This is a genomic window from Aquitalea pelogenes, assembly GCF_001515305.1.
GTDB lineage: Bacteria > Pseudomonadota > Gammaproteobacteria > Burkholderiales > Chromobacteriaceae > Aquitalea > Aquitalea pelogenes.
This window is the reverse complement of the sequence record NZ_LNQV01000008.1, coordinates 46,525-69,578: the sequence shown is the minus strand read 5'-3', so window position 1 is coordinate 69,578 and position 23,054 is coordinate 46,525. Positions and strand designations below refer to the sequence as shown.

The 23,054-nt window shown below is 61.7% G+C and carries 30 protein-coding genes and 1 riboswitch; of the genes, 21 read left to right on the top strand and 9 right to left on the bottom strand.

Annotation, left to right across the window (positions count from 1 at the left end; translation table 11 throughout):
* Position 1 precedes the first annotated feature (1 nt).
* The 11 genes from AWT75_RS05125 (at position 2) to AWT75_RS05085 (ending at position 7,910) form a co-directional block, all read left to right on the top strand.
* Positions 2-784, top strand: coding sequence for an SDR family NAD(P)-dependent oxidoreductase (locus tag AWT75_RS05125; protein ID WP_062787921.1), 783 nt, complete (start codon positions 2-4; stop codon positions 782-784).
* Positions 712-1,218 carry a nuclear transport factor 2 family protein gene (locus tag AWT75_RS05120; RefSeq protein WP_082086488.1) on the top strand — a complete coding sequence of 169 codons (507 nt, stop codon included), beginning with the start codon at positions 712-714 and terminating at the stop codon, positions 1,216-1,218. The genes AWT75_RS05125 and AWT75_RS05120 overlap by 73 nt, the downstream gene beginning before the upstream one ends.
* Positions 1,215-1,361 (top strand): DUF2256 domain-containing protein, encoded by a 147-nt coding sequence (locus AWT75_RS20760; protein ID WP_082086484.1) that lies wholly within the window; start codon positions 1,215-1,217, stop codon positions 1,359-1,361. The genes AWT75_RS05120 and AWT75_RS20760 overlap by 4 nt, the downstream gene beginning before the upstream one ends.
* Positions 1,362-1,365: 4 nt before the next feature.
* Positions 1,366-1,758, top strand: a complete 393-nt coding sequence (locus AWT75_RS22075; protein ID WP_204376882.1) for a deoxyribodipyrimidine photo-lyase — start codon at positions 1,366-1,368, stop codon at positions 1,756-1,758.
* Entirely contained in the window at positions 1,728-2,642 is a 915-nt protein-coding gene (locus tag AWT75_RS05115; RefSeq protein WP_204376881.1) for a DASH family cryptochrome, read from the top strand. Before AWT75_RS22075 ends, AWT75_RS05115 begins: the two co-directional genes overlap by 31 nt.
* A complete protein-coding gene (locus AWT75_RS05110) occupies positions 2,639-4,168 on the top strand; it encodes a cryptochrome/photolyase family protein (RefSeq protein WP_062787919.1) in 1,530 nt (509 codons plus the stop codon). Before AWT75_RS05115 ends, AWT75_RS05110 begins: the two co-directional genes overlap by 4 nt.
* 20 nt (positions 4,169-4,188) lie before the next feature.
* Positions 4,189-4,731: a lipocalin family protein gene (locus AWT75_RS05105; RefSeq protein WP_062788003.1), complete on the top strand. Its 543-nt coding sequence runs from the start codon at positions 4,189-4,191 to the stop codon at positions 4,729-4,731.
* A 3-nt stretch (positions 4,732-4,734) separates the two neighbouring features.
* A complete protein-coding gene (locus AWT75_RS05100) occupies positions 4,735-4,959 on the top strand; it encodes a TIGR02450 family Trp-rich protein (RefSeq protein WP_045847354.1) in 225 nt (74 codons plus the stop codon).
* 40 nt (positions 4,960-4,999) lie between these two features.
* Positions 5,000-5,992, top strand: a complete 993-nt coding sequence (locus AWT75_RS05095) for an NAD(P)/FAD-dependent oxidoreductase (RefSeq protein WP_062787916.1) — start codon at positions 5,000-5,002, stop codon at positions 5,990-5,992.
* The gene (locus AWT75_RS05090) at positions 5,989-7,521 is read left to right on the top strand and encodes an FAD-binding domain-containing protein (protein ID WP_062787914.1); all 1,533 of its coding nucleotides are present in this window, start codon (positions 5,989-5,991) and stop codon (positions 7,519-7,521) included. The genes AWT75_RS05095 and AWT75_RS05090 overlap by 4 nt, the downstream gene beginning before the upstream one ends.
* Before the next feature lie 158 nt (positions 7,522-7,679).
* The gene (locus tag AWT75_RS05085) at positions 7,680-7,910 is read left to right on the top strand and encodes a hypothetical protein (protein WP_062787911.1); all 231 of its coding nucleotides are present in this window, start codon (positions 7,680-7,682) and stop codon (positions 7,908-7,910) included.
* A 15-nt stretch (positions 7,911-7,925) separates the two neighbouring features.
* On the opposite strand, the gene AWT75_RS05080 is transcribed toward AWT75_RS05085, so the two are convergent.
* Positions 7,926-8,351, bottom strand: a complete 426-nt coding sequence (locus AWT75_RS05080) for an EamA family transporter (protein ID WP_062787907.1) — start codon at positions 8,349-8,351, stop codon at positions 7,926-7,928.
* A 99-nt stretch (positions 8,352-8,450) separates the two neighbouring features.
* Between AWT75_RS05080 and AWT75_RS23390 the strand changes: the two genes are divergently transcribed.
* Positions 8,451-8,582 (top strand): hypothetical protein, encoded by a 132-nt coding sequence (locus AWT75_RS23390; protein ID WP_255434165.1) that lies wholly within the window; start codon positions 8,451-8,453, stop codon positions 8,580-8,582.
* On the opposite strand, the gene AWT75_RS05075 is transcribed toward AWT75_RS23390, so the two are convergent.
* Positions 8,579-9,232, bottom strand: coding sequence for a YkgJ family cysteine cluster protein (locus AWT75_RS05075; protein ID WP_062787904.1), 654 nt, complete (start codon positions 9,230-9,232; stop codon positions 8,579-8,581). The two genes, AWT75_RS23390 and AWT75_RS05075, sit on opposite strands and share 4 nt — an antisense overlap.
* A 149-nt stretch (positions 9,233-9,381) precedes the next feature.
* Between AWT75_RS05075 and AWT75_RS05070 the strand changes: the two genes are divergently transcribed.
* On the top strand, positions 9,382-9,636 hold the full coding sequence (locus AWT75_RS05070) for a hypothetical protein (RefSeq protein WP_062787902.1): 255 nt from the start codon (positions 9,382-9,384) through the stop codon (positions 9,634-9,636).
* 71 nt (positions 9,637-9,707) lie between these two features.
* Complete coding sequence (locus tag AWT75_RS05065; RefSeq protein ID WP_045847363.1) at positions 9,708-9,896, top strand: hypothetical protein; 189 nt, start codon at positions 9,708-9,710, stop codon at positions 9,894-9,896.
* Between the two features lie 45 nt (positions 9,897-9,941).
* Here AWT75_RS05065 and AWT75_RS05060 read toward each other — a convergent pair whose 3' ends face one another.
* From AWT75_RS05060 to AWT75_RS22645, 4 genes are all read right to left on the bottom strand, one after another.
* A complete protein-coding gene (locus tag AWT75_RS05060) occupies positions 9,942-11,297 on the bottom strand; it encodes an MATE family efflux transporter (protein WP_062787900.1) in 1,356 nt (451 codons plus the stop codon).
* Positions 11,298-11,424: 127 nt separating this feature from the next.
* Complete coding sequence (locus AWT75_RS05055; RefSeq protein WP_045847365.1) at positions 11,425-11,766, bottom strand: zinc ribbon domain-containing protein YjdM; 342 nt, start codon at positions 11,764-11,766, stop codon at positions 11,425-11,427.
* Between the two features lie 140 nt (positions 11,767-11,906).
* Complete coding sequence (locus tag AWT75_RS22650) at positions 11,907-12,548, bottom strand: CorA family divalent cation transporter (RefSeq protein ID WP_239689476.1); 642 nt, start codon at positions 12,546-12,548, stop codon at positions 11,907-11,909.
* Complete coding sequence (locus tag AWT75_RS22645) at positions 12,545-12,928, bottom strand: magnesium transporter CorA family protein (RefSeq protein ID WP_239689475.1); 384 nt, start codon at positions 12,926-12,928, stop codon at positions 12,545-12,547. Before AWT75_RS22645 ends, AWT75_RS22650 begins: the two co-directional genes overlap by 4 nt.
* A gap of 303 nt (positions 12,929-13,231) precedes the next feature.
* Here AWT75_RS22645 and AWT75_RS05045 point away from each other — a divergent pair, with 303 nt between their 5' ends.
* The 5 genes from AWT75_RS05045 (at position 13,232) to fliD (AWT75_RS05030) (ending at position 18,160) form a co-directional block, all read left to right on the top strand.
* Positions 13,232-13,468 (top strand): hypothetical protein, encoded by a 237-nt coding sequence (locus AWT75_RS05045; RefSeq protein WP_062787898.1) that lies wholly within the window; start codon positions 13,232-13,234, stop codon positions 13,466-13,468.
* A gap of 212 nt (positions 13,469-13,680) precedes the next feature.
* Positions 13,681-14,964 carry an NAD(P)/FAD-dependent oxidoreductase gene (locus tag AWT75_RS05040; RefSeq protein WP_062787896.1) on the top strand — a complete coding sequence of 428 codons (1,284 nt, stop codon included), beginning with the start codon at positions 13,681-13,683 and terminating at the stop codon, positions 14,962-14,964.
* A 157-nt stretch (positions 14,965-15,121) separates the two neighbouring features.
* Positions 15,122-15,577, top strand: a complete 456-nt coding sequence (locus AWT75_RS22640) for a flagellar cap protein FliD N-terminal domain-containing protein (RefSeq protein WP_239689474.1) — start codon at positions 15,122-15,124, stop codon at positions 15,575-15,577.
* Entirely contained in the window at positions 15,550-16,620 is a 1,071-nt protein-coding gene (fliD, locus tag AWT75_RS05035) for a flagellar filament capping protein FliD (RefSeq protein ID WP_239689473.1), read from the top strand. Before AWT75_RS22640 ends, fliD (AWT75_RS05035) begins: the two co-directional genes overlap by 28 nt.
* A gap of 172 nt (positions 16,621-16,792) precedes the next feature.
* Positions 16,793-18,160: a flagellar filament capping protein FliD gene (fliD, locus tag AWT75_RS05030; protein ID WP_045847401.1), complete on the top strand. Its 1,368-nt coding sequence runs from the start codon at positions 16,793-16,795 to the stop codon at positions 18,158-18,160.
* Positions 18,161-18,237: 77 nt separating this feature from the next.
* On the opposite strand, the gene AWT75_RS05025 is transcribed toward fliD (AWT75_RS05030), so the two are convergent.
* From AWT75_RS05025 to AWT75_RS05015, 3 genes are all read right to left on the bottom strand, one after another.
* On the bottom strand, positions 18,238-18,825 hold the full coding sequence (locus AWT75_RS05025; RefSeq protein WP_193394065.1) for a TMEM165/GDT1 family protein: 588 nt from the start codon (positions 18,823-18,825) through the stop codon (positions 18,238-18,240).
* Positions 18,826-18,836: 11 nt separating this feature from the next.
* Positions 18,837-19,006, bottom strand: a riboswitch (yybP-ykoY riboswitch).
* A gap of 92 nt (positions 19,007-19,098) precedes the next feature.
* Positions 19,099-20,142 (bottom strand): ABC transporter substrate-binding protein, encoded by a 1,044-nt coding sequence (locus tag AWT75_RS05020; RefSeq protein ID WP_062787892.1) that lies wholly within the window; start codon positions 20,140-20,142, stop codon positions 19,099-19,101.
* A 128-nt stretch (positions 20,143-20,270) separates the two neighbouring features.
* Positions 20,271-21,173: a LysR family transcriptional regulator gene (locus tag AWT75_RS05015; protein ID WP_062787890.1), complete on the bottom strand. Its 903-nt coding sequence runs from the start codon at positions 21,171-21,173 to the stop codon at positions 20,271-20,273.
* Between the two features lie 222 nt (positions 21,174-21,395).
* Here AWT75_RS05015 and argE point away from each other — a divergent pair, with 222 nt between their 5' ends.
* Positions 21,396-22,553, top strand: coding sequence for an acetylornithine deacetylase (argE, locus tag AWT75_RS05010; protein WP_062787887.1), 1,158 nt, complete (start codon positions 21,396-21,398; stop codon positions 22,551-22,553).
* A 103-nt stretch (positions 22,554-22,656) separates the two neighbouring features.
* Positions 22,657-23,004: a thioredoxin family protein gene (locus AWT75_RS05005; protein WP_062787884.1), complete on the top strand. Its 348-nt coding sequence runs from the start codon at positions 22,657-22,659 to the stop codon at positions 23,002-23,004.
* Positions 23,005-23,054: the final 50 nt, after the last annotated feature.

The following is a 23,054-nucleotide window of genomic DNA, read 5'->3' as shown; positions in this document are numbered from 1 at the left end:
CATGTTGCTGCCCGCCCTTAACCGTCCGCTGCGCAACTGGCCGCAACAGACGGTATGGATTGTCGGTGCCTCCAGCGGCATTGGTGCCGCACTGGCCAGCCAGCTGCTGGCACTGGGCGCACGGGTGATCCTGTCGGCCCGCGGTGTCGACAGCCTGCACGCGGTGGCCGCACGGCAGCCTCGTGCCATCGTGCTGCCGCTGGATGTCAGCCAGCCCGCCGCCTGGCAACAGGCCTGGGACAGCTTGCAACAGCAGGATGCCCTGCCGGACCTGGTCGTGTTCTGCGCGGCAGCCTACCGGCCGGAGCGCTGCTGGGACATCCGCCAGCAACAGGTCAGCGACACGCTGCAAACCAATCTGGCCGGGGTGTATTACGGGCTGGAAACCATGCTGCCGGCCATGATGGCACGCCGTCAGGGCGGCATCGCGCTGGTCGCCAGCGTGGCCGGTTACGTCGGGCTGCCCGGTGCCTGTGTGTATGGGCCCAGCAAGGCAGCGCTGATCAATCTGGCCGAGCTGCTGCATGCCGAACTGCACCAGCACGACATGCAGGTGTACCTGATCAACCCCGGCTTTGTCGCCACCCGGCTCACCGCCAAGAACGACTTCGCCATGCCGGCGCTATTGCAACCGGCGGATGCTGCCCGGGAAATTGTGCGCGGCCTGGAACAGGGCCGCTTCGAAATTCACTTTCCACGCAGGTTTACGCTATGGATCAAGCTGCTCGCACTACTGCCTTACCGGCTGAGACTGCCACTGCTGCGCCATCTGGCGCGCAACTGAGGGCAAGGCTGGCGGCACTTGCCGACTGGTATGCCACGCTCAGCCCGGCCAGCCTGCTGCACATCGACGAGTTTTACACTGCCGACGCCCGCTTTCGTGACCCCTTCAACCAGGTACACGGGCGTGATGGCATTGCCGACATCTTCCGCCACATGTTTGCCGTGCTGGAAGAGCCGGTATTCAGCGTGCGCGAGCAATTGCTGGATGGTCAGCAGGCCTTCATCACCTGGGATTTCAGCTTCCGCCGCGCGGGCAAGCACTACCAGCTGCACGGTGGCAGTCACCTGCGTTTTGCTGCTGACGGCAAGGTATGCCTGCACCGCGACTACTGGGACTCGGCCGAAGAGCTGCTGCACAAGCTGCCGCTGATTGGTGCGCCGCTGCGTCTGCTGCGTCGCCTGCTGTCGGTACATGACCAGGGCTGGCCGGTATGAAAGCGCCATTTCGCGGCAACAAAAGCAGCCTGCCCAGCAAGCCCTGCGCGGCCTGTGGCAAGCCGATGAGCTGGCGGCGCAAATGGGCGCGCTGCTGGGATGAGGTGAAATACTGTTCCGAACGCTGCCGCCAGCAGCACTGAAGCCATGACCACGCTGATCTATTGTTTCCGAGACGACCTGCGCCTGCATGACAACCCGGCGCTGACTGCAGCCTGCCAGCAGGCGGATTACCTGTTGCCGGTTCATGTCAGCCCGCAGCCGCAAACCTCGCGCTGGGGCTTCGAGCGGGTGAGCGCCCGACGTCGCGCCTTCCGCCACAGTGCGCTGCAGGGGTTGGCCACCGCATTGCTACAACAGGGTAGCGGCCTGCTGCATGCCAGTGGCAGCCTGGCCCGCGTGCTGCCCGCACTGGCAAGCCAGATAGGTGCCACTGCCATTTACTGCGAGGACATCGCCACCCCGGAAGAACAGGACGAACTGACCGCCCTGCGCGCTGCGGCCTTGCCGTGCACAGTTTCTGGCAATCCACCCTGCTAGCGCCGGACAGCCTGCCCTGGGCAGATGCACAGCTGCCAGACCAGTTCACCCGCTTCCGTCAGCAAGTGGAAGCCGCCGCCATCCAGCCCGCCGCGCCCTTGCCGGAACCGGCATTACCACCCTTGCCACCGGCAGCCCGCCAGTTGATCCAGCCGCTGGCGGCCATGGACTACCCGGCCACCGACCCGCGCTCCAGTTTTCCTTTTCCGGACGCCGCTTTTGCCGGCAGCGAGACAGCCGCGCTGGCACATCTGGCGCAGTACCTGCAACGCGGCCTGCCGCACAGCTACAAGGCCACCCGCAACGGCCTGCATGGCATCGACTACTCCAGCAAGTTCTCGCCCTGGCTGGCCTGTGGCAGCCTGTCAGCACGACTGGTGCTGCAACAGCTGCATGCCTTTGAAACCGAGCACGGCCATAGCGACAGCAGCTACTGGCTATGGTTTGAACTGCTGTGGCGCGATTACTTCAAGCTGCTGCAACGCCAGCATGGCCGCCGCCTGTATCACCCCGGCGGCCTGCCACAACGCGCCAGTCCGACGCATAACCCGGCGGCTTTCCAACGCTGGATGGCCGGGCAAACCGGTCATGCACTGATAGACGCCGGCATGCGTGAACTGGCCGCCACCGGCTATCTGGGCAATCGCATGCGCCAGATTGTGGCCAGCTACCTGATTCACGAACTGCAATGCGACTGGCGTGCCGGTGCGGCCTGGTTTGAAGCCTGCCTGCTTGACTACGACTGCAGCCAGAACCAGGGCAACTGGCTGTATCTGGCCGGACTGGGTACCGACCCGCGCGGCGGCCGCCGTTTCAACCCGGACAAGCAAGCGGCGGAATACGATGCCGACGGCCACTACCGCCAGCTGTGGAGCCAGCCATGACCACCCTGCGTCTGATACTGGGCGACCAGCTCAATCCGCAGCACAGCTGGTTTGCCAGCCATGATGCCAATGTGGTCTACCTGCTGCTGGAGCTGCGGCAGGAAACCGGGTATGTGCTGCACCACGCGCAAAAGCTGCTGGCAGTACTGGCCGGGATGCGTGACTTTGCCCGCCAGCTGAAAGCCGCTGGCCACCGCGTGCGCTATGTTGCCATCGACGACCCCAGCAATCGCGGCACGCTGGAGGACAATCTAGACGCACTGAGCCAGCACTATCAGGCCACGGCATTTGCCTGGCAGGCACCGGACGAATGGCGGCTGGACCAGCAATTACAGCAGTGGGCCAGCCGGCAAAGTATTCCGTGCCGGATGGTGGACAGCGAGCACTTTTACACCACACGCCATGAAGCAGGTCAGCTGTTTGCCGGCAAGGCACAATGGCGCATGGAAGTGTTTTACCGCCAGATGCGCAAGCGCCACCGTGTGCTGCTACAGCCGGACGGCAAGCCGGTGGGCGGCGAGTGGAACTACGATCACGACAACCGCAAACCCTGGCGTGGCAGCCCGCCACCGCCGCAGGACACCCGCCCCGGCCACGACCATCAGGCCTTGTGGCACACGCTGCAAGCCGCCGGGGTGCAATCGTTCGGCAATCCCGCAGCCGACGCCCTGCGCTGGCCGCTGAACCGCACCGAGGCCTTGCAGCAGCTGCATCACTTCATCCGCCACGGCCTGCCGCAGTTTGGTGATTACCAGGACGCCATGCACAGCGAAACGCCCTATCTGTTTCACTCGCTGCTGTCCTTTGCCCTCAATACCAAGATGCTGTCACCACGGGAAGTGGTGGCCGCAGCGGAGCAAGCCTGGCAGGACGGCCTCGCCCCGCTGCCGGCAGTGGAAGGTTTCATCCGCCAGATTCTGGGCTGGCGCGAATACGTGCGCGGCGTGTACTGGGCGCGCATGCCCGGCTATGCCGACAGCAATGCCTTCGACCACCAGCGCCCGCTGCCGGAATGGTTCTGGCATGGCAAAACCGGCATGCGCTGCCTGGCCCACGCCATCGGCCAGTCCTTGCAACTGGCCTATGCCCACCACATCCAGCGGCTGATGGTGATCGGCAATTTTTCGCTGCTGGCCGGGCTATCGCCGCAGGCGCTGCATGAATGGTATCTGGGGGTGTATATCGACGCCTTCGAATGGGTGGAACTACCCAATACCGTGGGCATGAGCCAGTTTGCCGATGGCGGCCTCCTGGCCAGCAAACCTTATGTATCCGGTAATGCCTACCTGCACCGCATGGGCAATTACTGTGGCGACTGCCGTTACCGCCGCGATGCACGGCACGGTGCCGATGCCTGCCCCTTCAATGCGCTGTACTGGGACTTCTTCCAGCGCCAGCGCCCCCGGCTGGGCAACAACCCGCGGCTGGCGCTGGTTTACCGCCAGCTGGACAAGATGCCAGCCACAGAACAAGAGGCTATCCGCCACAGTGCGGAGGCCATCCTGCAAGGCCTGAACCAGTTATGAACCCACACAAGGAATCCACCATGCGACGCACACATTTACGCACTCTGCTGTTACTGGCAGGCAGCCTGCTGCTGGCCGCCTGCTCCACCCTGCCGCCGCCCGGCATCACGCCGGTGAGCGGTTTCGACCTGCAACGCTACAGCGGAAAATGGTATGAAATTGCCCGGCTCGACCACAGCTTCGAGCGCGGCATGAGCGATGTCAGCGCCCGCTACACCCCGCAGGCGGACGGCAGCGTGCAGGTCATCAACCGCGGCTATGCCACGGCGCAAGGCAGCTGGAAACAGGCAGAAGGCCGCGCACTGTTCAATGGCGACAGCCATGTCGCTTCGCTCAAGGTGTCGTTCTTCGGCCCCTTCTATGGTGGCTACCACGTGGTGGCGCTGGACCCGGACTACCGCTGGGCCATGATTGCCGGTAACGACCGCTCTTACTTGTGGATTCTGGCGCGTGACAAACAACTGTCACAGGCCGTGCTGGACCCACTGCTGCAGCAAGCCAAAGCGCTGGGCTTTGCCACCGAGCAGCTGATTTACGTGCCGCAAACCCGTAGCGACAACTAAGCCATGCCAGTCCGCCTGAACCCGCGAAAGCTGCTGCTGAGCAAATGGACGGCCGTGCAGCCGCAGCACAAGGAAAAGCATTTCCTGGTGACCCGCGTGCTGCTGCCGGACGACCCCAGCCAGCCGATTACCGAAGTGGAACTGGAAGCGGTCTACACCCGGCGCAGCCGCATCATTGCCTGGCAAACCCTCACCGACAGCAGTTGCTGGCGGCAGGGCTGGCTTTGAACCGCCCTCGCAATCCCACACCATCATGCAGACGCACACCATGACACCCCCATCGATTGCCATCATCGGAGCAGGCCTCGCCGGCCTCTCCTGTGCACGCCAGTTGCATGCAGCTGGCCTCAGCACCACCGTTTTTGACAAAAGCCGCGGCCTGGGTGGCCGCCTGTGCACCCGGCGCGGCGACAACTGGCAGGCCGACCACGGCGCACAATACTTTACCGCCCGCGACCCGGCCTTCCGCCAGCAAGTGGCGCACTGGCTGCAAGCCGGGGTGGTGGCGGAATGGACGGTCACCCCGGCAGTGCTGGGCCAGCCAGGCAGCAGCACGCCGCACCATCAGCACGAGACCCCGACACGTTATGTCGGCCTGCCCGGCATGTCGGCCCCATGCAAGGCACTGGCCGATGGGCTGAGCGTACGCAGCCAGCACACCGTCTGCCGCCTGCATCACAGGGTAGCGGGCTGGCAACTGGAAACGGTCGAACACGGCCTGCTGCCCGAACTGTTCAGCCAGGTGCTGGTGGCAATACCCGCGCCGCAGGCCGCAACCCTGCTGGCCGATAGCCAGCCCGCATTGGCCGCCGTGGCAGCAGCGCAGCCCATGCTGCCTTGCTGGACGGTGATGGTGCAGCCCGGGGCTGACTTCGCGCCCGGCTTTGCTGCGGCCTTTGTCAATGCTGGCCCGCTGCGCTGGATTGCCCGCAACGACAGCAAACCCGGCCGTAGCGGTGCGCCGTGCTGGGTGCTGCAAGCCAATGCCGAGTGGAGTGCTGCTCATCTGGAGCAGCCTGCCAGCGAGGTGGGCGAGCAGTTGCTGGACGCATTCCGCGCGCTGGGTGCCCCGGCCTGCACGGTACTGAGCAGCCATCGCTGGCGCTATGCCGATTGCCACGCCAGCCAGCACGGCAGCATGTGGGATGCCGCCAGCGGCATCGGCCTGTGTGGCGACTGGTTGCACGGCGGCAAGGTGGAAGGTGCCTGGCTCAGCGGCCATCATCTGGCTGCCAGCGTACTGGGTGCCTGGCAGCCGTGAGCGTCGGGGTGGTCTGGTTCAAGCGTGACTTGCGCCTGCACGATCACGCTGCCCTGACAGCTGCCAGCCTGGCCGGGCCGGTGCTGTGCCTGTACATCATCGAGCCCGCGCTGTGGCAGCAGCCGGATGCCTCCAGCCAGCACTACCACTTTGCGCTGGAATGCGTGCAGGACCTGGCGGCCTCGCTGGCAGCCCGTGGTTTGCCGCTGCTGATCCAGGTGGGCGAGGCAGTCGAGGTGCTGGCGCGCCTGCATGCCGCCATGCCATTCGACGCCCTGTACGCACACGAGGAAACCGGCAATGGCTTTAGCTATCAGCGCGATCTGGCCGTTGGCCGCTGGTGCCTGCAACAGCGAGTGCAATGGCAGGAATTCGCCCAGACCGGCGTTATCCGCCGTTTGCGCTCGCGCGATGGCTGGGCCGCACGCTGGACGCAGTTTGTCAGCCAGCCCTGCTTGCCGGTGCCAGCGCTGCAGGCCGCGCCCTGCCCGCTACCCATCATGACCGCACCCGGTGCCGACAGCCTGGGCATCTTTCCGTTTGACCCGCCACAGCGCCAGCGTGGCGGCCGTCGCCGTGCCATTGCGGTATTACAGGACTTCCTGCAACTGCGCAGCGCGCAATATCGCGGCGGTATTTCCTCGCCGCTGTCCGCTCCCACGGCCTGCTCGCGCCTCTCCCCTTATCTGGCCCTGGGTTGCCTCAGCCTGCGCGAAATCGTGCAAGCCACGCACCGCGAGCTGCAACGCCTGCCAGAGGACAGCACACGCCAGCGCAAGGGCTTGCAGGCTTTCATCAGCCGCCTGCACTGGCATTGTCATTTCATGCAGAAGCTGGAATCCGAACCGGAAATCGAATGGCGCAACATGCACCGTGGCTACGACGGCCTGCGTGAGACGGAACATGACGAAGCCCGCTTGCAGGCGCTGATGCAGGGCCGCACCGGCTGGCCGCTGGTGGATGCCTGCGTGGCCATGCTCAATCACACCGGCTGGCTGAACTTCCGCATGCGCGCCATGCTGGTTTCGGTGGCGGCCTACCCGCTGTGGCTGCACTGGCGGCCGGTGGGGCTGTGGCTGGCGCGGGCGTTTCTGGATTACGAACCCGGCATCCACTGGAGCCAGTTGCAAATGCAGTCCGGCACCACCGGCATCAACACCACCCGGGTGTACAACCCGGTAAAGCAGGCGATGGATCACGACCCGCAAGGCCGCTTTGTGCGCCGCTGGCTGCCGCTGATGCAACAGCTGCCGGATGGCTGGCTGTTCGAGCCGTGGAAAATGCCGGACAGCCTGCGCAAGCAATACGGCCTGATCGGTGAGCAGGCGCTGCCAGCACCGCCATGCGAACTGGAAAGCGCAACGCGGCTGGCCAAGCAGCGCCTGCATGCCTGGCGCAAGCAGCCGGAAGTAAAGGCCGAAAAAGCGGCCATCGTCGCGCGCCATGGTTCGCGCCAGCGCCCGCCGGGCAAGCGTACAAACCGACGTCGGCCAGACGTGCAACAGCAGCTGGGTTTGCCTCTGGACTAGCCAGTCAGGCCCTGCAAGAACAATCACTCCGCACGTTTACTGGCTGTGTGATAAGTAGAAGCCCCGATGACAACTGCCATCAAGTACGGGTAAGGTGGCCGTTCCTCCTTTGTAGACGACTCTTTTCCCACGCCAGGCGTGGGATTTCTTTGTCCGCCATGCCAGTACTTGTCATCAACACCAGCAACAGCCTGCCCGGCCTGTCACTGCCCGACTTCGAATCCGTCAGACGCATTCCGACCGGCACGTACGATATTGTCGGCCGCTGCCTCGGCCCCTGTGGCGGCCCGATGTGGATTCTGCGCCAGGGCGAGGATGCCTGGTTGCTCGATCAGGCATTTTACGAATGGCTGCTGGAACAGCAGGCACAGGAACTGCAACCCGCCTGAGCGGCATGGGCATCCTCAGCGACGGATGGCCAGCACCAATACGCCCAGCGCCACCAGGCCAATACCCAGCCATTCCCGCAGGCCGGGGCGTTCACCCAGAAACAGCACGGCAAACACGGCCACCAGTACCAGACTGAGCTTGTCCACCGGTGCCACCTTGCTGGCTTCGCCCAACTGCAAGGCGCGGAAATAACATACCCAGGACGCCCCCGTTGCCAGCCCTGACAGGCCCAGAAACAGCCAGGTCTGGCCCGGCAGCTGCAATGGATTGCGCCACTTGCCGGTCAGCCAGACAAAGGCTGACAGCACCAGTGCAATGATGCCGGTACGGATCAGCGTAGCCAGATCCGCATCGACATGACGCAAGCCGGCCTTGGCCAGAATGGCTGTCAGCGCGGCAAATACGGCGGACAACAAGGCCCATGGCAACCAGCCATCCATCACGTTTCTCCCTGAATTTGATGTGCGAACCGGACTGGCCGGTAAAGGATTGAAGGCGTACACTGACGCCCGGTTCATCATTTCAACGACTCACCCGCCATGACATCGGCAAAATCCGTCAGTCTGCTTGTCCTGCTGCTGCTTGCCTTGCAAGCAGGCCATCATCAGGAAAGCAAGTCGCTCAATCCGCTGCAGCCAAGACTGATCAAGAATATCCTGCGCATGCGCTAAGGTGCGGCAATCTTTTCGCCTGCCAGCCAGGCGACACCGGCCGCTGGCTGCTCCAGCGCCCACAGCATGGCACGGGTCAACTCCAGCGGTGCCATTGAAAGACCTGCCTGACGATAGCCCTGTGCCGTACCAGCCTGCAGGGCTTCGGCAGCCAGCGTGATGGCCAGATCCTGCGGAATGTGCTCCGCGCCCTGCTGACAAGCCTCTGCCGAAAAGGAATGCGCCTTGCGACAATTGGCCGGGCGCCATGGATAGATGCTGCACATGCTGTCTTGCAGGAATACGCAAGGCAAGCGCGGGGAAGGTTCACCGGCATTTTCCAGCCGGACCAAGCGCTGCTGCAGGCCTTGCAGCAAGTCCTGACGTCGCGCTTCAGGCCAGTCTTGCAGGCAGGCGGCCAGGCGCAAGGCTTCCACCGGGCTTACTTCCACCCGCACATGACAGCAACTGGCACAGCCCGGCTGACAAGCGGGTTTTTCACCACGCAAGGCAGCCTGGGCGACGGTCTTGTCGACGGCCGCATGCAAAAAGCCCACCACGTGCAGCGCTTGTGCCAGTTCCGGACGCTCGCCCAGCTCCCGCGCCACCCGCTGGCCTACCTGGACAATAGAGGCTTTCAGTGCCGCCTGCTCCTGTTCACCCAACTGCATGCCTGCCCTCTTTTCTGACCCGCCGCCAGCGGATGCCGGCGCGAAATGCTTCCCGTTTGATCATGATCATCCAGTATGCGCTTGCCACATGCCAGTACTTTGCCCCGGGATTACACTGTTGTTCATGGCATTCAAACGATTGTTTCAATATGACAGAAGCAGATATCATTCCGCTGATCAATTCCCTTGAGCACGCCCCGGACCGCGCCATGCTGGCCGAACTTGCCCTGCTGCTGGGTTCGGCCTACCAGTGCGGTGAGCTTGGCCTGGCCGACCTGCACCGGCTGAGTGCGCCCGGTCGCGCCGTGTTCAACCAGTTGTGCGAACTGATCGCCAGCCTGCAACCGCATGGGTTGCGCGCTGAAACGGTAAACCAGTTGCAAGCCATGCTGGGCTGTCGCTGAAACTTAAGATTTGCTTAAGCCTCTCCTGCCAACATGAGAATGGGGAATGGTCCCCTCTCTGGAGAGTTCACATGTCACTGTCGTTCAATCCGGCGCTCAGCAGCGCCACCTACCCTGTCACCCGCACGACTGCCGCGCCGCAGCCCAGCGCAGCCCGTGACAAGGATGGTGACAATGATGGCAGCACGTCTGCTGTCGAAGCGGCTGCACCGCGCGCCATCAGCGCAACCATCGGCAATCGCATCAATACCACGGCCTGAAGCCAGGCTCCCTGTCCGGCACCTGCCGGGCAGGGTTTTGCAAAATCAGGCTGTGGCCGGATCAGCCTGCCGCTGTGGCACACTATCTCGCAAGCGCGGCCAGGCCAGGGTCAGCAGCACACCACGCATGGCCATCAACACCAGCAGCGCCGCCCAGATTCCGTGATTACCCAGTCGCGGCTGCAACAGCCACAGGGTGGGCACATAGGCTGCAAAACTCAGCAGCATGCCATTGCGCAGCACAGCAGTACGCATGGCACCCATGAACACCCCATCCCAGAAAAAAGCCCAGATGCACACAGGTGGCAGCAACACCAGCCACGGCCAGTACTGTGCCGCCAGTTGCTGCAATTGCCGGTCCGGCGTCATCCAGGGCAGATAAACCCTACCCAGCAAAGCCATGCCCAGTGCCAGCAGGCTGCTCCAGCCCAGCGACAGCCAGGCACAGCGTCGCACCACCAGGCGTAATCCACGCCGGTTTTGCGCACCGATGGCATGTGCGCCATGCACTTCGGCCGCCACGGCAAAACCATCAAGCAAGCTGACACACACCATGAAGGCCTGCAGCAGCAACTGGTTGGCAGCCAGGGTCAGGCTGCCCAGCTGACCGGCACTGCGTGTCATCAGGGCAAAGGCCAGCGTCAGCAGCAAGGTGCGCAGCATGATATCCAGATTGGCAGCAAACAATTGCTTCCATGCCGCAGCGCCACCGGCCTGTGCCAATGCCTTGCGCCAACGCGGCCATGCCACATGGCGCAACATGATGCGGGCCGCCAGCATGCTGCCCACTGCCTCGGCGATGGCCGTGGCCCAGCCGGCACCAGCCACGCCCCAGCCGAGCACGCTGACCAGCAGCACAGCCAGTACCGCATTGAGCACATTCATCAGCACTTGCAACACCATTACCTGACGCGACTGCCCCAGGCCCAGCAGCCAGGCAAACTGCGCATAAGACAGCAAGGTAAACGGTGCCGACCAGATACGGGCCGCATAGTAGTCGCGGGTAAGCAGCGCCACATCCGGCGGAGGGGCCAGAAAATGCAATGCCAGCCACAGCAAGGGCTGCTGCAGCAGCAACAGGCCGAGGCCACCCAGCAACGCCGCCAGCATCGGCCTCAAGCCGGCCAGCACCACTGCCTCCGGGCTTTGCTGGCCGGTAGCCTGCGCCACCAGACCGGTAGTGGTAAAACGCAGGAAACTGAAACACCAGTACAGCACGGTGAAAATGCTGCCACCCACGGCAACGGCTGCCAGCGCCAGCGGGCTGCCAATGCGCCCCAGCACCGCGCTATCCACCAGCCCCATCAGCGGGGTAGCCAGCGCGGCCAGCATCACCGGAATGGCAAAGGCAATCAGTTGACGGGTGGAGGGGGAATGATAGGGCTGCTCGGCAACAGGCATCAGGGGAAACTCGGGTAAAAGCGCATGGTATCAAAGCACAGCCCGCTGCGGCAGCTGCCATGTGCTGGCCATGAAATGAAAAAAGCACCCGTTACAGGGTGCTTTGCGGATCAGCCAAACAAAGGACTCAGGCTTTTTTGACGAACTCGGATTTCAAACCCATGGCACCAATGCCGTCGATCTTGCAGTCGATATCGTGATCACCATCCACCAGGCGGATGTTCTTGACCTTGGTACCTACCTTCACCACCAGTGAGGAACCCTTCACTTTCAGGTCTTTGATGACGGTAACGGTATCGCCATCCTGCAGCAGATTGCCATTGGCATCGCGCACTTCACGGCCCTGTTCTTCGCCGGCCGCTTCGGCCTGGGCCGACCATTCGTGTGCGCACTCCGGGCACACCAGCATGGCGCCGTCTTCATAGGTGAACTGGGAACCACACTGGGGACAATTGGGCAAACCGCTCATGCTGTACCTTGCTTAAAAATCAGACTGGATCAACACCACTCGCCACCGGCAAATGGCACAAAAGCCCGCTATTGTACGCCAGCACGGTAACAAGTTCACCTGTTGACAACAGGGTCAATGCGCCAGGCGGTGGCATTGACTCAGCGCGGAGCCTGTCGCCGGAAGGCCCACCACCCGGCCAGCAGGGTAAAGCTGGCCACCAGCACCACCAGCACCCAAAAGCCGTGCGGGTGATTGGCCAGTGGCACCCCACCCACGTTCATGCCGAAAAAACCGGCCACGATATTGATGGGCAGGGCCAGCACCGTCACCAGCGTCAGGGTGAACAAGGTGCGGTTGGTCTGCTCGTTCAGCTTGGCTGCCAGTTCTTCTTGCAACAGTTTGATGCGTTCTACCAGGGTGGCCAGGTCGTTGAGCACCAGCGAAAATTCTTCGGTGGATTCGCGCAGGGCCTGCACATCCGGCTCGGCCAGCCAGGCCGGTGGCCGGTTCAGCAGGCGAAACAGCGCCCCCGGTTCCGGGGCCAGCAAGCGCTGCATGCGCACCAGGGTACGGCGCATGCTGGACAATTCGGCACGGTGATCCTGCAGATGCTCGGCCAGCAGGCGATCTTCCACATGGTCCACCTTGTGGGTGTACTCCCGCACAATGGCTGCCATCACATCGGCTTGATCCTGCATCAGATGAAACAACAATGACCGGGCCGACGGAAACACCTCGCCCGCCTTCACTGCCGCACGCAAGCGGTCCACCGAGCGCAAGGGCCTCACCCGTGCAGTCACCAGCAAGCGGCTGCCTGCGCCACCCACAGGGTGGCGACATCGGAAGTCATCACGCCAAAACCCAGTGCCACATCATTGATGACGGCCAGCAGCATGCCATCCACCGCCTCGATACGGGTGGAGCCTGCCCCGGCATGCAGCATTTCGGCAAAGTCCTCCGGCAGGGCCAGATTGGCACGGATCCAGCGCTCGCATGCCACGTGCGCCAGATTGAAATGCAGCCAGACAAAGCCCTCGGCGGCTGGCGAGGTGTCCTGCAGGAAGGCCAGCGCCTGCTCCGAACCGATAGGCTCACCGGCCTGATCCGGCAAAAAACGGAATCCACTGATCAGACCAACCTGATCAGCGCCATAGCTTGCACTGGCAATCGACAGGCTCATTGCTAACTTCTCTCTCCGGATAAGGGTCATCACACCGGCCCGCAGCAAGGCTCAGGACCGCGGGCAAGCATATCATCAGCCCTGGCCATGCTTGACGACAATCCCGTGACAATGCGCGCAGCCGGCCTTGTTCTTCATGGCCTTAAGCGCTCGACAGGGCGTGAAAATTCTTATGCCTCAACAGGATAAATAACCAACTTAATCAGGAATAGGCCGGTTAATGGCCCTCTGGATAATTCTTAGACTGGCACACGTTCAATCCTGAACATCAACACCCAGAGCTGACCAGTCGAGGATCATCACATGAAATTCTCCGCCCTTGCCATCATCGCCACCCTGATTGCCACCCCGGCACTGGCCAACAAGCTGCACCAGGAACAACCGACCGCCAGCGAGGTAAAAGCCTGGGAAGCCGATCAGGCCAAGATCAAGAAGCAGGAAGCCATGAAGAAGAAGCAGAAAAAACACAAGAAGGCCAGCGCTGCTGCCAGCACTGAATCCAAGAAAGACATCGGCCGCCGCGAAGACACCAGCAAGTAAGCCACACGGGGTGCTTGCCAACGCAAGCACCCTGACATTCCCGGCAAGTACCCCTCCTCCGTCATCCCCCGGCATCACGTCCAGTCACAGTGCAGTCAGCACCATCGGCAACAGTTCAACACATAATTTGATCAAATCATTTGGCAAGTACGGAAGGTCTGGGCTAGAATCATCTGGCATGTGCAAAATATTAAACGAAAAAGTTTAACGAAATGCCACAAACCAGCTACCCAGAATCCTACTATGCCGCCTCTGCCAAACCGGCCCCGTCCCGTCCGGCACTGCAAGGCGATATCGAAACCGACATCTGCATCATCGGTGCAGGCTATACCGGTCTTTCCACTGCCATTTCCCTGCTGGAAAACGGCTTCAAGGTTACCGTGCTGGAGGCCGCCAAGGTTGGCTTTGGCGCATCCGGCCGCAATGGTGGCCAGATCGTCAACAGCTACAGCCGCGACATTGATGTGATCGAACGCAGCGTCGGCAGCAAGCAGGCCAGGCTGCTGGGCGACATGGCCTTTGAAGGCGGTCGCATCATTCGCGAACGCATCGCCAAATACGATATCGACTGTGCGCTGAAAGATGGTGGCGTATTTGCTGCGCTGAGTGAAAAGCAGATGGGACATTTGCGATCACAAAAGGCATTGTGGGAACGTTACGGCCACAAGCAGCTGCAACTGCTGGGCAAGGACGACATGCGTGGCATCGTGGCAACCGACCAATACATCGGCGGCATGCTGGACATGAGTGGCGGCCACATCCACCCGCTGAACCTGGCACTGGGTGAAGCGGCAGCAGTAGAAAAACTGGGCGGCGTCATCTACGAACAATCGCCGGCCCTCAGCATCGAACGCGGTCAGCAGCCGGTGGTAACCACCCCGCAAGGCCGGGTCAAGGCCAGGTTCCTGATCGTGGCCGGCAATGCCTACCTGGGCAATCTGCTGCCGGAACTGGCCGCCAAATCCATGCCTTGCGGCACCCAGGTCATCACCACCGAACCTTTGGGCAACGAACTGGCTGCCAGCCTGCTGCCGCAGGACTACTGCGTGGAAGACTGCAACTACCTGCTGGACTACTACCGCCTGAGTGAAGACAAGCGGCTGATTTTTGGCGGCGGCGTGGTCTACGGCGCGCGTGATCCGGCCAATATCGAAGCCATCATCCGGCCGAAGATGCTGAAAGTGTTCCCGCAGCTGGCCAATGTGAAAATCGATTACGCCTGGACCGGCAACTTCCTGCTCACGCTGTCGCGCCTGCCGCAGGTTGGCCGCATTGGTGACAATATTTACTACTCGCAAGGCTGCAGCGGTCACGGCGTCACCTATACCCATCTGGCCGGCAAGATTCTGGCCGAGGCACTGCGCGGCCAGGCCGAACGGTTTGATGCCTTTGCCACCCTGCCGCACTACCCCTTCCCCGGCGGCACCCTGTTCCGGGTTCCGTTTACCGCCATGGGCGCCTGGTACTACTCGCTGCGCGACAAGCTGGGTATCTGAGCAGTTTGCACTCGCACCATTCAGGGGCTGCCGACAGGCAGCCCTTTTTCATTCCCAGACATTTACTGTTTTTAACCTTGTTTGCAAAAGCAAACATTGTTTGACCTGTTTTGCCGCGCGGCGGCTGCCGCCCTCGGGGATAATACGCGCTACGAGCATGATTCCGTCATCCTCCATCCTCAAGGCAGAGCAAGACAAGATGAGCAGCGCATCCATCACCACCACGGCCGGTCCGCTCGACGTACAGAACATCGTCAGTCAATTGATGACGGTGGAAAAGCAGCCACTCACCACCAGCCAGGGCAAGCTGAAAACCTTCAACAGCAAGCTCAGCGACATCGGCCAGGTCAGCTCGGCCCTGTCGGGTTTGCAAACTGCCGTCAGCGGCCTGTCGTCCACCAGCTTCCTGCATACGCTGAAGGCCAGCAGCTCAGACCCGACCGTCGCCACGGTAGACACCAATGGCACGGGCGTTCCCGGTAATTACCAGTTGGATGTGGAGGAGCTGGCCAAGCCGCGCCAGCTGGTATTTGACACCGGCGCGGACGGGCAAGCCCTCAGCAGCACAGCACCGCGCTGGACAATGTGCCCGACAGCCTCAGCCTTGAAGTAGCCGGCACTACCACCACCGTGCAATTGCGTGAGCCGGTCAGCACGGTCACCAACAGTGACGGCACCACCACAAGCACCACGCCAGCCAGCGTCACCCTGCAGGACATCGCCGACAAGATCAATGCCGCCAATGCCGGGGTCAATGCCTCCATCGTGCAATACAAGGGCAATTACTCGCTGGTAATTGCCGCCGCGGAACCGGGCTCGGACAAGGCATTCAGCATTACTGCCGGTGGCAGCGACAGCAGCCTGAGCGAAAACAGCAGCAACACGCTGGCCGGGCTGCAGCAAAGCGATACCGCCATCAGCGAATCCAACGACGCCACCGACGCCTCGCTCACCGTCAACGGCGTTTACGTATCGTCCAGCAGCAATACCGTCAGCGATGTCATTGGCGGTGCCACCCTCAGCCTGCAAAAAACCGGTGAAGCCAGCATCAGCATGGCGCAGGACAACAGCAGCATTGCCAGCAAGCTGCAAGGCTTTGTCGATGCCTACAACAAGGTGCAAAGCACGCTGGACAGCGCCGCCGGCGGCAGCATGAAGGGCGACGCAGCACTGACGTCCATTCGCAACCAGCTCTCCGGCGTGCTGCAAACGCCGGTCAGCGGGGCCGACCCGGTCAGCTCCTATGCCTACCTGTCCCAGGTGGGCATTGCCATCCAGAAGGACGGCACCTTGTCGCTGGACCAGACCGCCTTCAACAAGGCGCTGAGCAGCAAGCCTGCCGCCGTGGCCAATCTGTTCGGCAACAGCAGCAACAGCGGCTTTGCCGACCGCTTCAGCACCACCATCAATAATCTGCTGGGACCTGCCGGAATCATCATGACCAAGCAGCATGACCTGAACCAGAATGTCACCGACGAAACCACGCACCAGACACAGCTGCAAACCAAGCTGAGCGACAAGCAGGCCAACTACCTGCACCAGTACACCACGCTCAATGCCACGCTGGCCAAGATGCAGCAATCCACCAGCAATCTGTCCGGCCTGATGGCCGGGGTCAGCGCCGCCGGTTCATCTTCCGGCTCGGGCAGCAGTTGATCCCGGCCACGCTCACGCGTCAGCCGGTTGTTTGACAATGTGTGACGGACTTCACAGTTGGCAACATCTTTTAACCGGGGTTTGCCATCAAGACCTCCCTGCATCCGCCCGATAATGCAGACAGAGCCAGCCATGGCCTGTCTGCCCGATGGCGGACAGCAAGGAGAACATCATGAGTTCAGCATCCATCACCACCACCGCCGGTCCGCTCGACGTACAGTCCATCGTCAGCCAGCTGATGAGCGTGGAACAGCAGCCACTGACCGACAGCCAGAACAAGGTTTCCACCTACAAGACCGAGCTGAGCGACATGGGCCAGATCAGCTCTGCCCTGTCCGCGCTGCAAACCTCGGTCAGCAGCCTGTCGTCCGGTGCCTTCCTGCAAAGTTTCAAGGCGACAAGCTCCGACAGCACCATTGCCTCGGTCACCACCAGCACCGGCGGCATTGCCGGCAGTTACCAGTTGAATGTGAGCAAGCTGGCACAGTCCCGCCAGCTGGTATTCGATGAAAACAGCAGCGGCCAGCCCATTACCAGCGCTACCACCGCCATCAGCGGCGTGCCCTCCTCGCTCACTTTCAGCGTGGCCGGCACCAGCACCACGGTAAAACTGAACAATGGTGGCAGCGGCGGTGAAAGCCTGCAGAACATCTCGGACGCCATCAATTCAGCCAATGCCGGGGTCAATGCTTCCATCGTGCAGTACAACGGCAATTATTCGCTGGTGATTGCTTCGGCCAATTCCGGCTCGGCCAATGCCTTCAGCGTGACATCCGGCGGTACTGACAGCGGCAATACCAGCGGCAACACCCTGGCCGGCCTGCAACAAAGCAGCACGGCGGCCACCGAGTCGTTTGCCGCCAGCGATGCCCTGCTCACGGTCAATGGCGTCAATGTGTCATCCAGCAGCAATACCCTGACCGGCGTCATCAATGGCGCGTCGGTGAATCTGGAAAAAGCCGGACAAGTCACCATCGGCATGAGTCAGGATACGTCCGGCATTGCCACCACCCTGCAAGGCTTCGTCGATGCCTACAACAAGGTGCACAGCACGGTGAATAGTGCATTCAGCGGTGACATGAAGGGCGATGACTCGCTGCTATCCATCCAGGACCAACTATCGTCGGTTCTGCAGACACAGGTGGCAGGTGTGGATGCCACCACGTCCTTCGCCTATCTGTCACAAGTGGGCATTAGCCTGCAAAAGGACGGCACGCTGGCACTGGACCAGACCGCCTTCAACAAGGCGCTGACTAGCAACCCAAGCGCAGTGGCTAATCTGTTTGGCAACAGCAGCAGCACCGGCTTTGCCGACCGCTTCAACAGCACCATCAATAATCTGCTGGGGCCGACCGGCATCGTGGTGACCAAACAGAACGACCTGAACCAGAGCATTACCGACGAAACCAGCCACCAGACCGAAATCCAGACCAATCTGGACGCATTGCGTGCTTCCTATCTGCAGCAATACACCACGCTGAATGCCACGTTGGCGCAAATGCAGCAATCCACCAGCAACCTCGCCGGCTTACTGGCCTGAGATAGCTTGGCACCCGCCATGAAAAACGCCACCCGGTCCTGCCGAGGTGGCGTTTTTTATTGGTAAAGACAGGAGAATCAACCCAACAACTGGTTGCCGTTGATGGCATTCATCAAGGCCAGCGCCCCCAGCACCACAAAAATCAGCGATGCAACAATATGCACGGCCTTGGTGGGCAGGCGGTCGGCAAAGCGGCTACCCAGGTAGATGACCGGCACGTTGGCCAGCATCATGCCCAATGTGGTGCCAGCCACCACCGGCAGGAAGTCATGAAAACGCGCCGCCAGCGCAATGGTCACCACCTGGGTCTTGTCGCCCATTTCTGCCAGGAAAAAGGCAAACACGGTGGTGGCAAACACGCCCATCTGGCGCTTGGGCATGACGATTTCGCCTTCATCCAGCTTGTCCGGAATCAAAATCCAGCCAGCCATCAGGGCAAAGGAAGCAACCACAGTCCAGTTAAGGATATTGGGACTGAGTGCGGTGGACAGCCAGGCCCCCACACCACCGGCACCGGCATGATTGACCAGCGTGGCCAGCAAAATGCCAAGAATGATGGGAACAGGCTTGCGGTAACGCGCGGCCAGAATCAGGGAAAGCAGTTGGGTCTTGTCGCCGATTTCGGCCAGGGCTACTACACCGGTGGATACCAGAAAAGACTGCATCAAGTGTTCTCCATGGCCGGGACGCGAAAACGAGTGACCGCAATGCGTCCCGGCCATGCAGAGCATTACGGTCAAAAGTCTCGCCAAGTCTCGGACCACGTGTGCCATGCCGGAACCGGCAAGTCTGTTGACACACGTCCCTCTCGCATTCGGAGGGCGGCTACTCCCTGATGACGGGCTGCATTGTAAACGAGTCATGCCATTTGGCAAGCCCCTTGCCCTGATTTTCGCCATGCGCCGGGCCATGCAGCTGCCCGGCCATGGCCACCACGTTTAGCGCGCCGCCCAGGCGTTGAAACGCTGCTCCAGGTTTTCGCCGTGATCCACCCAGAAGCTGCTGTCTATCGCCACGCCCTGCTTCAGGTTTTGCGGTGCGGTAGGCAGATTGCCCAGCAGGCCCTTGTCGATCAGCGCTGGCGCCTTGCGGTGACTCACCCCATAGCTGATGCCCTTCACGTATTCAGCCTGCGCTCCCGGCTGGCTGACAAAGGCCAGGAACTTGTAGGCGGCATCCAGATTGGCGCTGCCCTTGGGGATGGTCCAGTAGTCGTAATCGTAGATATTGCCGTTCCACACCATTTGCAGCTGTTTACCGCCTTCCTTCTGCGCCGCGCTGATGCGCCCGTTATAGGCCGAACTCATCACCACATCGCCAGCGGCCAGATACTGCGCGGGCTGGGCACCGGCTTCCCACCACTGGATATAGGGCTTGAGCTGGTCGAGCTTGGCAAAGGCACGATTCAACCCCGCCGGGGTATTAAGCACCTTGTACACATCATGCGGTGCCACCCCGTCTGCCATCAGGGCAATTTCCAGCGTGTACTTGGCCCCTTTGCGCAAGGCGCGCTTGCCGGGGTATTTCTTCACGTCCCAGAAATCCGCCCAGGAACGCGGGGCGGTCTTCAGCTTGTCGCTGTTATAGGCCAGCACCGTACTCCAGGCGTAGGCTGCCATGCCACAGGCCTGGGCGGCACCGGGCAGCAGTTCTGCAGGCTTGATGATGCGGCGGTAGTCCAGCTTTTCGAACATGCCTTCATCACAGCCGCGCAGCAGGTCTGGCGATTCGACATCCAGCACGTCCCAGCTCACCCGCTTGCTGTCTACCATGGCACGCACCCGTGCCATTTCACCGTTGTAATCGCCACTCACCACCTTGATGCCGCTGCTGGCGGCAAAGGGCTGGTAGTAGGCTTTTTGCTGGGCTTCCTTGTTGGCACCACCAAACGACACCACGGTCAGTTCGGTAGCCTGGGCGGCAGCGCTCAGCAATACGCAGCCCAGTACGGCTGCAACACGACAATGCTTGAATGTGGGCATGGCAAATCCTTACAGGAGACTCAGCCAGGTGGGCGGCTGCAAGCACACTGTAGGGACAGCCCGGGGCATTGGTAAAATAGCTTTACCTTGTCAACTGCATCGGTTTTTGCGATGCACCAAAACCGCGCTCAACCCAAACGGCTGATGCTCTGCTCGCACAGCGAGACAAAGGCCTCGGCGCGGCGTGTCAGGCGCAGCTCTTGCGGCCACGCCAGCACGATATTCAGCGCAGGCACATCCTCCACAATCGGCAGGTACACCAGGGCATCGCCAGCATAGGACTGCCGGGTTTGCGGGCGCAGATTCAGCAGCGCATAGCCGTTGCCTGCCGCCACCAGGCCACGCACCAGTTCAAAACTCACTGTCTTGTGGCGCACCCGTGCCTCCAGATTGTGCAGACGAAATACCGACAGGAAATACTCGCGACTGTGTGGCAAATCCAGCAACACCATGGGCAAATCGGCCAGATCATGCAGTGACACCGCCGTTTGCGTGGCCAGCGGGTGATTGGCCGGCAGCACGGCGTAAGGCAAGACGGTTTGCAGCGTCTGCCGGTACAGGCTGGGTGCCAGATCCAGGTCGTACAGCAAGGCCAGCTCGGTTTTCCCGCTGAGCAGTGCCTGCTGCAACTGGCCGGTATCACCCTCGTGCAGCTGTACCGTGATATCGGGGTAGGACTCGCGCATGGCAGCCAGCAGGCGCGGCAGAAACAAGGGCGCAATGGTGGTGAAGCAGCCCAGCTGCAACTCACCCTGCAAGGACTGGCTCAATGCGCTGGCATGCAGGCTGAGGTCGTCCGCATGCGCCAGCAGGTTGCGCGCTGCCGCGACAAAGCTTTGCCCGGCGGGCGTCAGCGACACGCCCTTGGCATGGTGGCGAATGAAAAACTGCAGGCCGAACTGCTCTTCCAGCTGGGCGATGGCGCTGGAGATCCCCGGCTGCGAGGTGTACAGGGCATTGGCTGCCGCAGTGACACTGCCGTGGTCGGCCACCGCCACCAGATAAGCCAGCTGCCGCAGGGTATATTGCATAATATTTATCTATCCAGCAGAAAAAATAATAATATTTTCGGTATTCAATGTCGCAAGCTAGATTCGCCTTGTCAACCGACACACCACGCAAGCTGCCTTGCCCAAGGCGTAACGCAAAAACAATGCCCGGCCGCCGCAATCGGCATGGCCGGGGTGTAAACTGACGCACGGCCCTTGCCTGGCCGCCACACCGCATGCTGCGGTTTCATGGAAAGACGTTTGATGGAATCCCTTACCCTGCTCAACACGCTGACCGGTTTTGACACCACCAGCCGGCTGAGCAATCTGCAGCTGATCCGCTTTGTCAAAAACTACCTGGCTGGCTATGGCATCAGCAGCCACATCGTGGAAAACGAAGACGGCAGCAAGGCCAATCTGTACGCCACCATCGGCCCCACCGACCGCCCCGGCGTGATGCTGGCCGGCCACACCGATGTGGTACCGGTAGATGGCCAGACATGGCATAGCGACCCGTTCCAGCTGGATATCCGCGACGAGCGGGCCTATGGCCGCGGCACGGCTGACATGAAAGGCTTTCTTGCCAGTGTGCTGGCCCAGGTACCGCAACTGGCGCAAAGCCAGCTGCACACGCCGGTGCACCTGGCCTTCACTTACGATGAGGAAATCGGCTGCATCGGCGTGCGCCGCTTGCTGGAAGTGCTGGGCGGGCTGCCGGTCCTACCTGCCATGGGCATCATTGGCGAACCGACACAAATGAAGCTGGTGGCCGCCCACAAGGGCAAGACTGCCTGGCGGGTGACAGCGCGGGGGCACGAAGGCCATTCCAGCAACCCGACGGCCGGGGTGAACGCGGTGGAATACGCTGCCGAACTGGTCAGCTTCATCCGCAGCCTGGCCCGGCAGCGACGTCAGCACGGCCCGTTCGATCCGCTGTACGAAGTGCCTTACAGCACCCTGCACGTCGGCACCATGCAAGGCGGCACCGCGCTGAACATCATCCCCGCGCACTGCCAGTTCGACTTTGAAATCCGCCATTTGCCGGAAGACCCGCCGCAAAGCCTGCTGGACGCCATCCGCAATCATGCCCTGCAGGTGCTACAGCCGGAAATGCAGGCGGTGGACCCCGACTGCGGTTTTGGCTTCACGGAAAAAACCAGCTATCCGGGTTTGCTCACTCCGCCGGATGCCCACGTCGTGCGCTTTGTGCAGGATCTGCTGAACGACCACACCCCGCCACGCAAGATTGCCTTTGGCACCGAAGGCGGGCTGTTTGCCGAACGTTGCGGCATTCCCACCGTGGTGTGCGGCCCCGGCGACATCGCCCAGGCGCACCAGCCGGACGAATGGCTGGCATTGGAGCAACTGGCCGCCTGCGATGCGTTTTTATCACGCCTTGGCAGCCAGCTCGCCAGCCGCTGAGCCTGTCGCATGACAGCAACCGGCCCGTCTTTCTGCACAAGGAAGCCGGGCGTTTTTGCCCAACAGTGTTATCCTCTGCTGCCTTTGCCGACAGGAGCCCGCCATGGCCTTTTGCAGCAGCTTCAGCCCACAGGATCAAGAACCCGGCGCCGAACAGCTGGCGACGCAGCCCGGTCCGCTGCTGCTGGAATTCGGTGCACCCTGGTGCCAGTACTGTCAGGCGGCGCAACCATTGCTGGCCAGCGCCATGCAGCAGTACCAGGACTTGCCCCACCTGAAGATAGAAGACGGCAAAGGCCGTCGCCTCGGCCGCAGCTTCCGGGTCAAGCTGTGGCCCACGCTGGTGCTGTTGCAAGACGGACAGGAAGTTGCCCGACTGGTACGGCCCGACAGCCTGCAGGCGATCCAGCAATTACTGGCCAGCCTGCCCGCCGCGCCGCGCACATCCTGAATACCGCCCGTCGCCGCCAAGCCCCATCTGCGGCGGGCCGCAGCAATCAA

What these genes read in the sequence shown, in the direction of transcription:
- AWT75_RS05005 (WP_062787884.1), top strand. Translation starts at nt 22,657, where the DNA reads ATGGCCTTTTGCAGCAGCTTCAGCCCACAGGATCAAGAACCCGGCGCC.
- AWT75_RS05045 (WP_062787898.1), top strand. Translation starts at nt 13,232, where the DNA reads ATGAAATTCTCCGCCCTTGCCATCATCGCCACCCTGATTGCCACCCCG.
- AWT75_RS05065 (WP_045847363.1), top strand. Translation starts at nt 9,708, where the DNA reads ATGTCACTGTCGTTCAATCCGGCGCTCAGCAGCGCCACCTACCCTGTC.
- AWT75_RS05125 (WP_062787921.1), top strand. Translation starts at nt 2, where the DNA reads ATGTTGCTGCCCGCCCTTAACCGTCCGCTGCGCAACTGGCCGCAACAG.
- AWT75_RS05110 (WP_062787919.1), top strand. Translation starts at nt 2,639, where the DNA reads ATGACCACCCTGCGTCTGATACTGGGCGACCAGCTCAATCCGCAGCAC.
- AWT75_RS05105 (WP_062788003.1), top strand. Translation starts at nt 4,189, where the DNA reads ATGCGACGCACACATTTACGCACTCTGCTGTTACTGGCAGGCAGCCTG.
- AWT75_RS05075 (WP_062787904.1), bottom strand. Translation starts at nt 9,232, where the DNA reads ATGCAGTTGGGTGAACAGGAGCAGGCGGCACTGAAAGCCTCTATTGTC.
- AWT75_RS05095 (WP_062787916.1), top strand. Translation starts at nt 5,000, where the DNA reads ATGACACCCCCATCGATTGCCATCATCGGAGCAGGCCTCGCCGGCCTC.
- AWT75_RS05020 (WP_062787892.1), bottom strand. Translation starts at nt 20,142, where the DNA reads ATGCCCACATTCAAGCATTGTCGTGTTGCAGCCGTACTGGGCTGCGTA.
- AWT75_RS05080 (WP_062787907.1), bottom strand. Translation starts at nt 8,351, where the DNA reads ATGGATGGCTGGTTGCCATGGGCCTTGTTGTCCGCCGTATTTGCCGCG.
- AWT75_RS05070 (WP_062787902.1), top strand. Translation starts at nt 9,382, where the DNA reads ATGACAGAAGCAGATATCATTCCGCTGATCAATTCCCTTGAGCACGCC.
- AWT75_RS05040 (WP_062787896.1), top strand. Translation starts at nt 13,681, where the DNA reads ATGCCACAAACCAGCTACCCAGAATCCTACTATGCCGCCTCTGCCAAA.
- AWT75_RS23390 (WP_255434165.1), top strand. Translation starts at nt 8,451, where the DNA reads ATGACATCGGCAAAATCCGTCAGTCTGCTTGTCCTGCTGCTGCTTGCC.
- fliD (WP_045847401.1), top strand. Translation starts at nt 16,793, where the DNA reads ATGAGTTCAGCATCCATCACCACCACCGCCGGTCCGCTCGACGTACAG.
- AWT75_RS20760 (WP_082086484.1), top strand. Translation starts at nt 1,215, where the DNA reads ATGAAAGCGCCATTTCGCGGCAACAAAAGCAGCCTGCCCAGCAAGCCC.
- AWT75_RS05120 (WP_082086488.1), top strand. Translation starts at nt 712, where the DNA reads ATGGATCAAGCTGCTCGCACTACTGCCTTACCGGCTGAGACTGCCACT.
- AWT75_RS22075 (WP_204376882.1), top strand. Translation starts at nt 1,366, where the DNA reads ATGACCACGCTGATCTATTGTTTCCGAGACGACCTGCGCCTGCATGAC.
- argE (WP_062787887.1), top strand. Translation starts at nt 21,396, where the DNA reads ATGGAATCCCTTACCCTGCTCAACACGCTGACCGGTTTTGACACCACC.
- AWT75_RS05100 (WP_045847354.1), top strand. Translation starts at nt 4,735, where the DNA reads ATGCCAGTCCGCCTGAACCCGCGAAAGCTGCTGCTGAGCAAATGGACG.
- AWT75_RS22640 (WP_239689474.1), top strand. Translation starts at nt 15,122, where the DNA reads ATGATTCCGTCATCCTCCATCCTCAAGGCAGAGCAAGACAAGATGAGC.
- AWT75_RS22645 (WP_239689475.1), bottom strand. Translation starts at nt 12,928, where the DNA reads ATGAGCCTGTCGATTGCCAGTGCAAGCTATGGCGCTGATCAGGTTGGT.
- AWT75_RS05060 (WP_062787900.1), bottom strand. Translation starts at nt 11,297, where the DNA reads ATGCCTGTTGCCGAGCAGCCCTATCATTCCCCCTCCACCCGTCAACTG.
- AWT75_RS05085 (WP_062787911.1), top strand. Translation starts at nt 7,680, where the DNA reads ATGCCAGTACTTGTCATCAACACCAGCAACAGCCTGCCCGGCCTGTCA.
- AWT75_RS05055 (WP_045847365.1), bottom strand. Translation starts at nt 11,766, where the DNA reads ATGAGCGGTTTGCCCAATTGTCCCCAGTGTGGTTCCCAGTTCACCTAT.
- AWT75_RS05025 (WP_193394065.1), bottom strand. Translation starts at nt 18,825, where the DNA reads ATGCAGTCTTTTCTGGTATCCACCGGTGTAGTAGCCCTGGCCGAAATC.
- AWT75_RS05015 (WP_062787890.1), bottom strand. Translation starts at nt 21,173, where the DNA reads ATGCAATATACCCTGCGGCAGCTGGCTTATCTGGTGGCGGTGGCCGAC.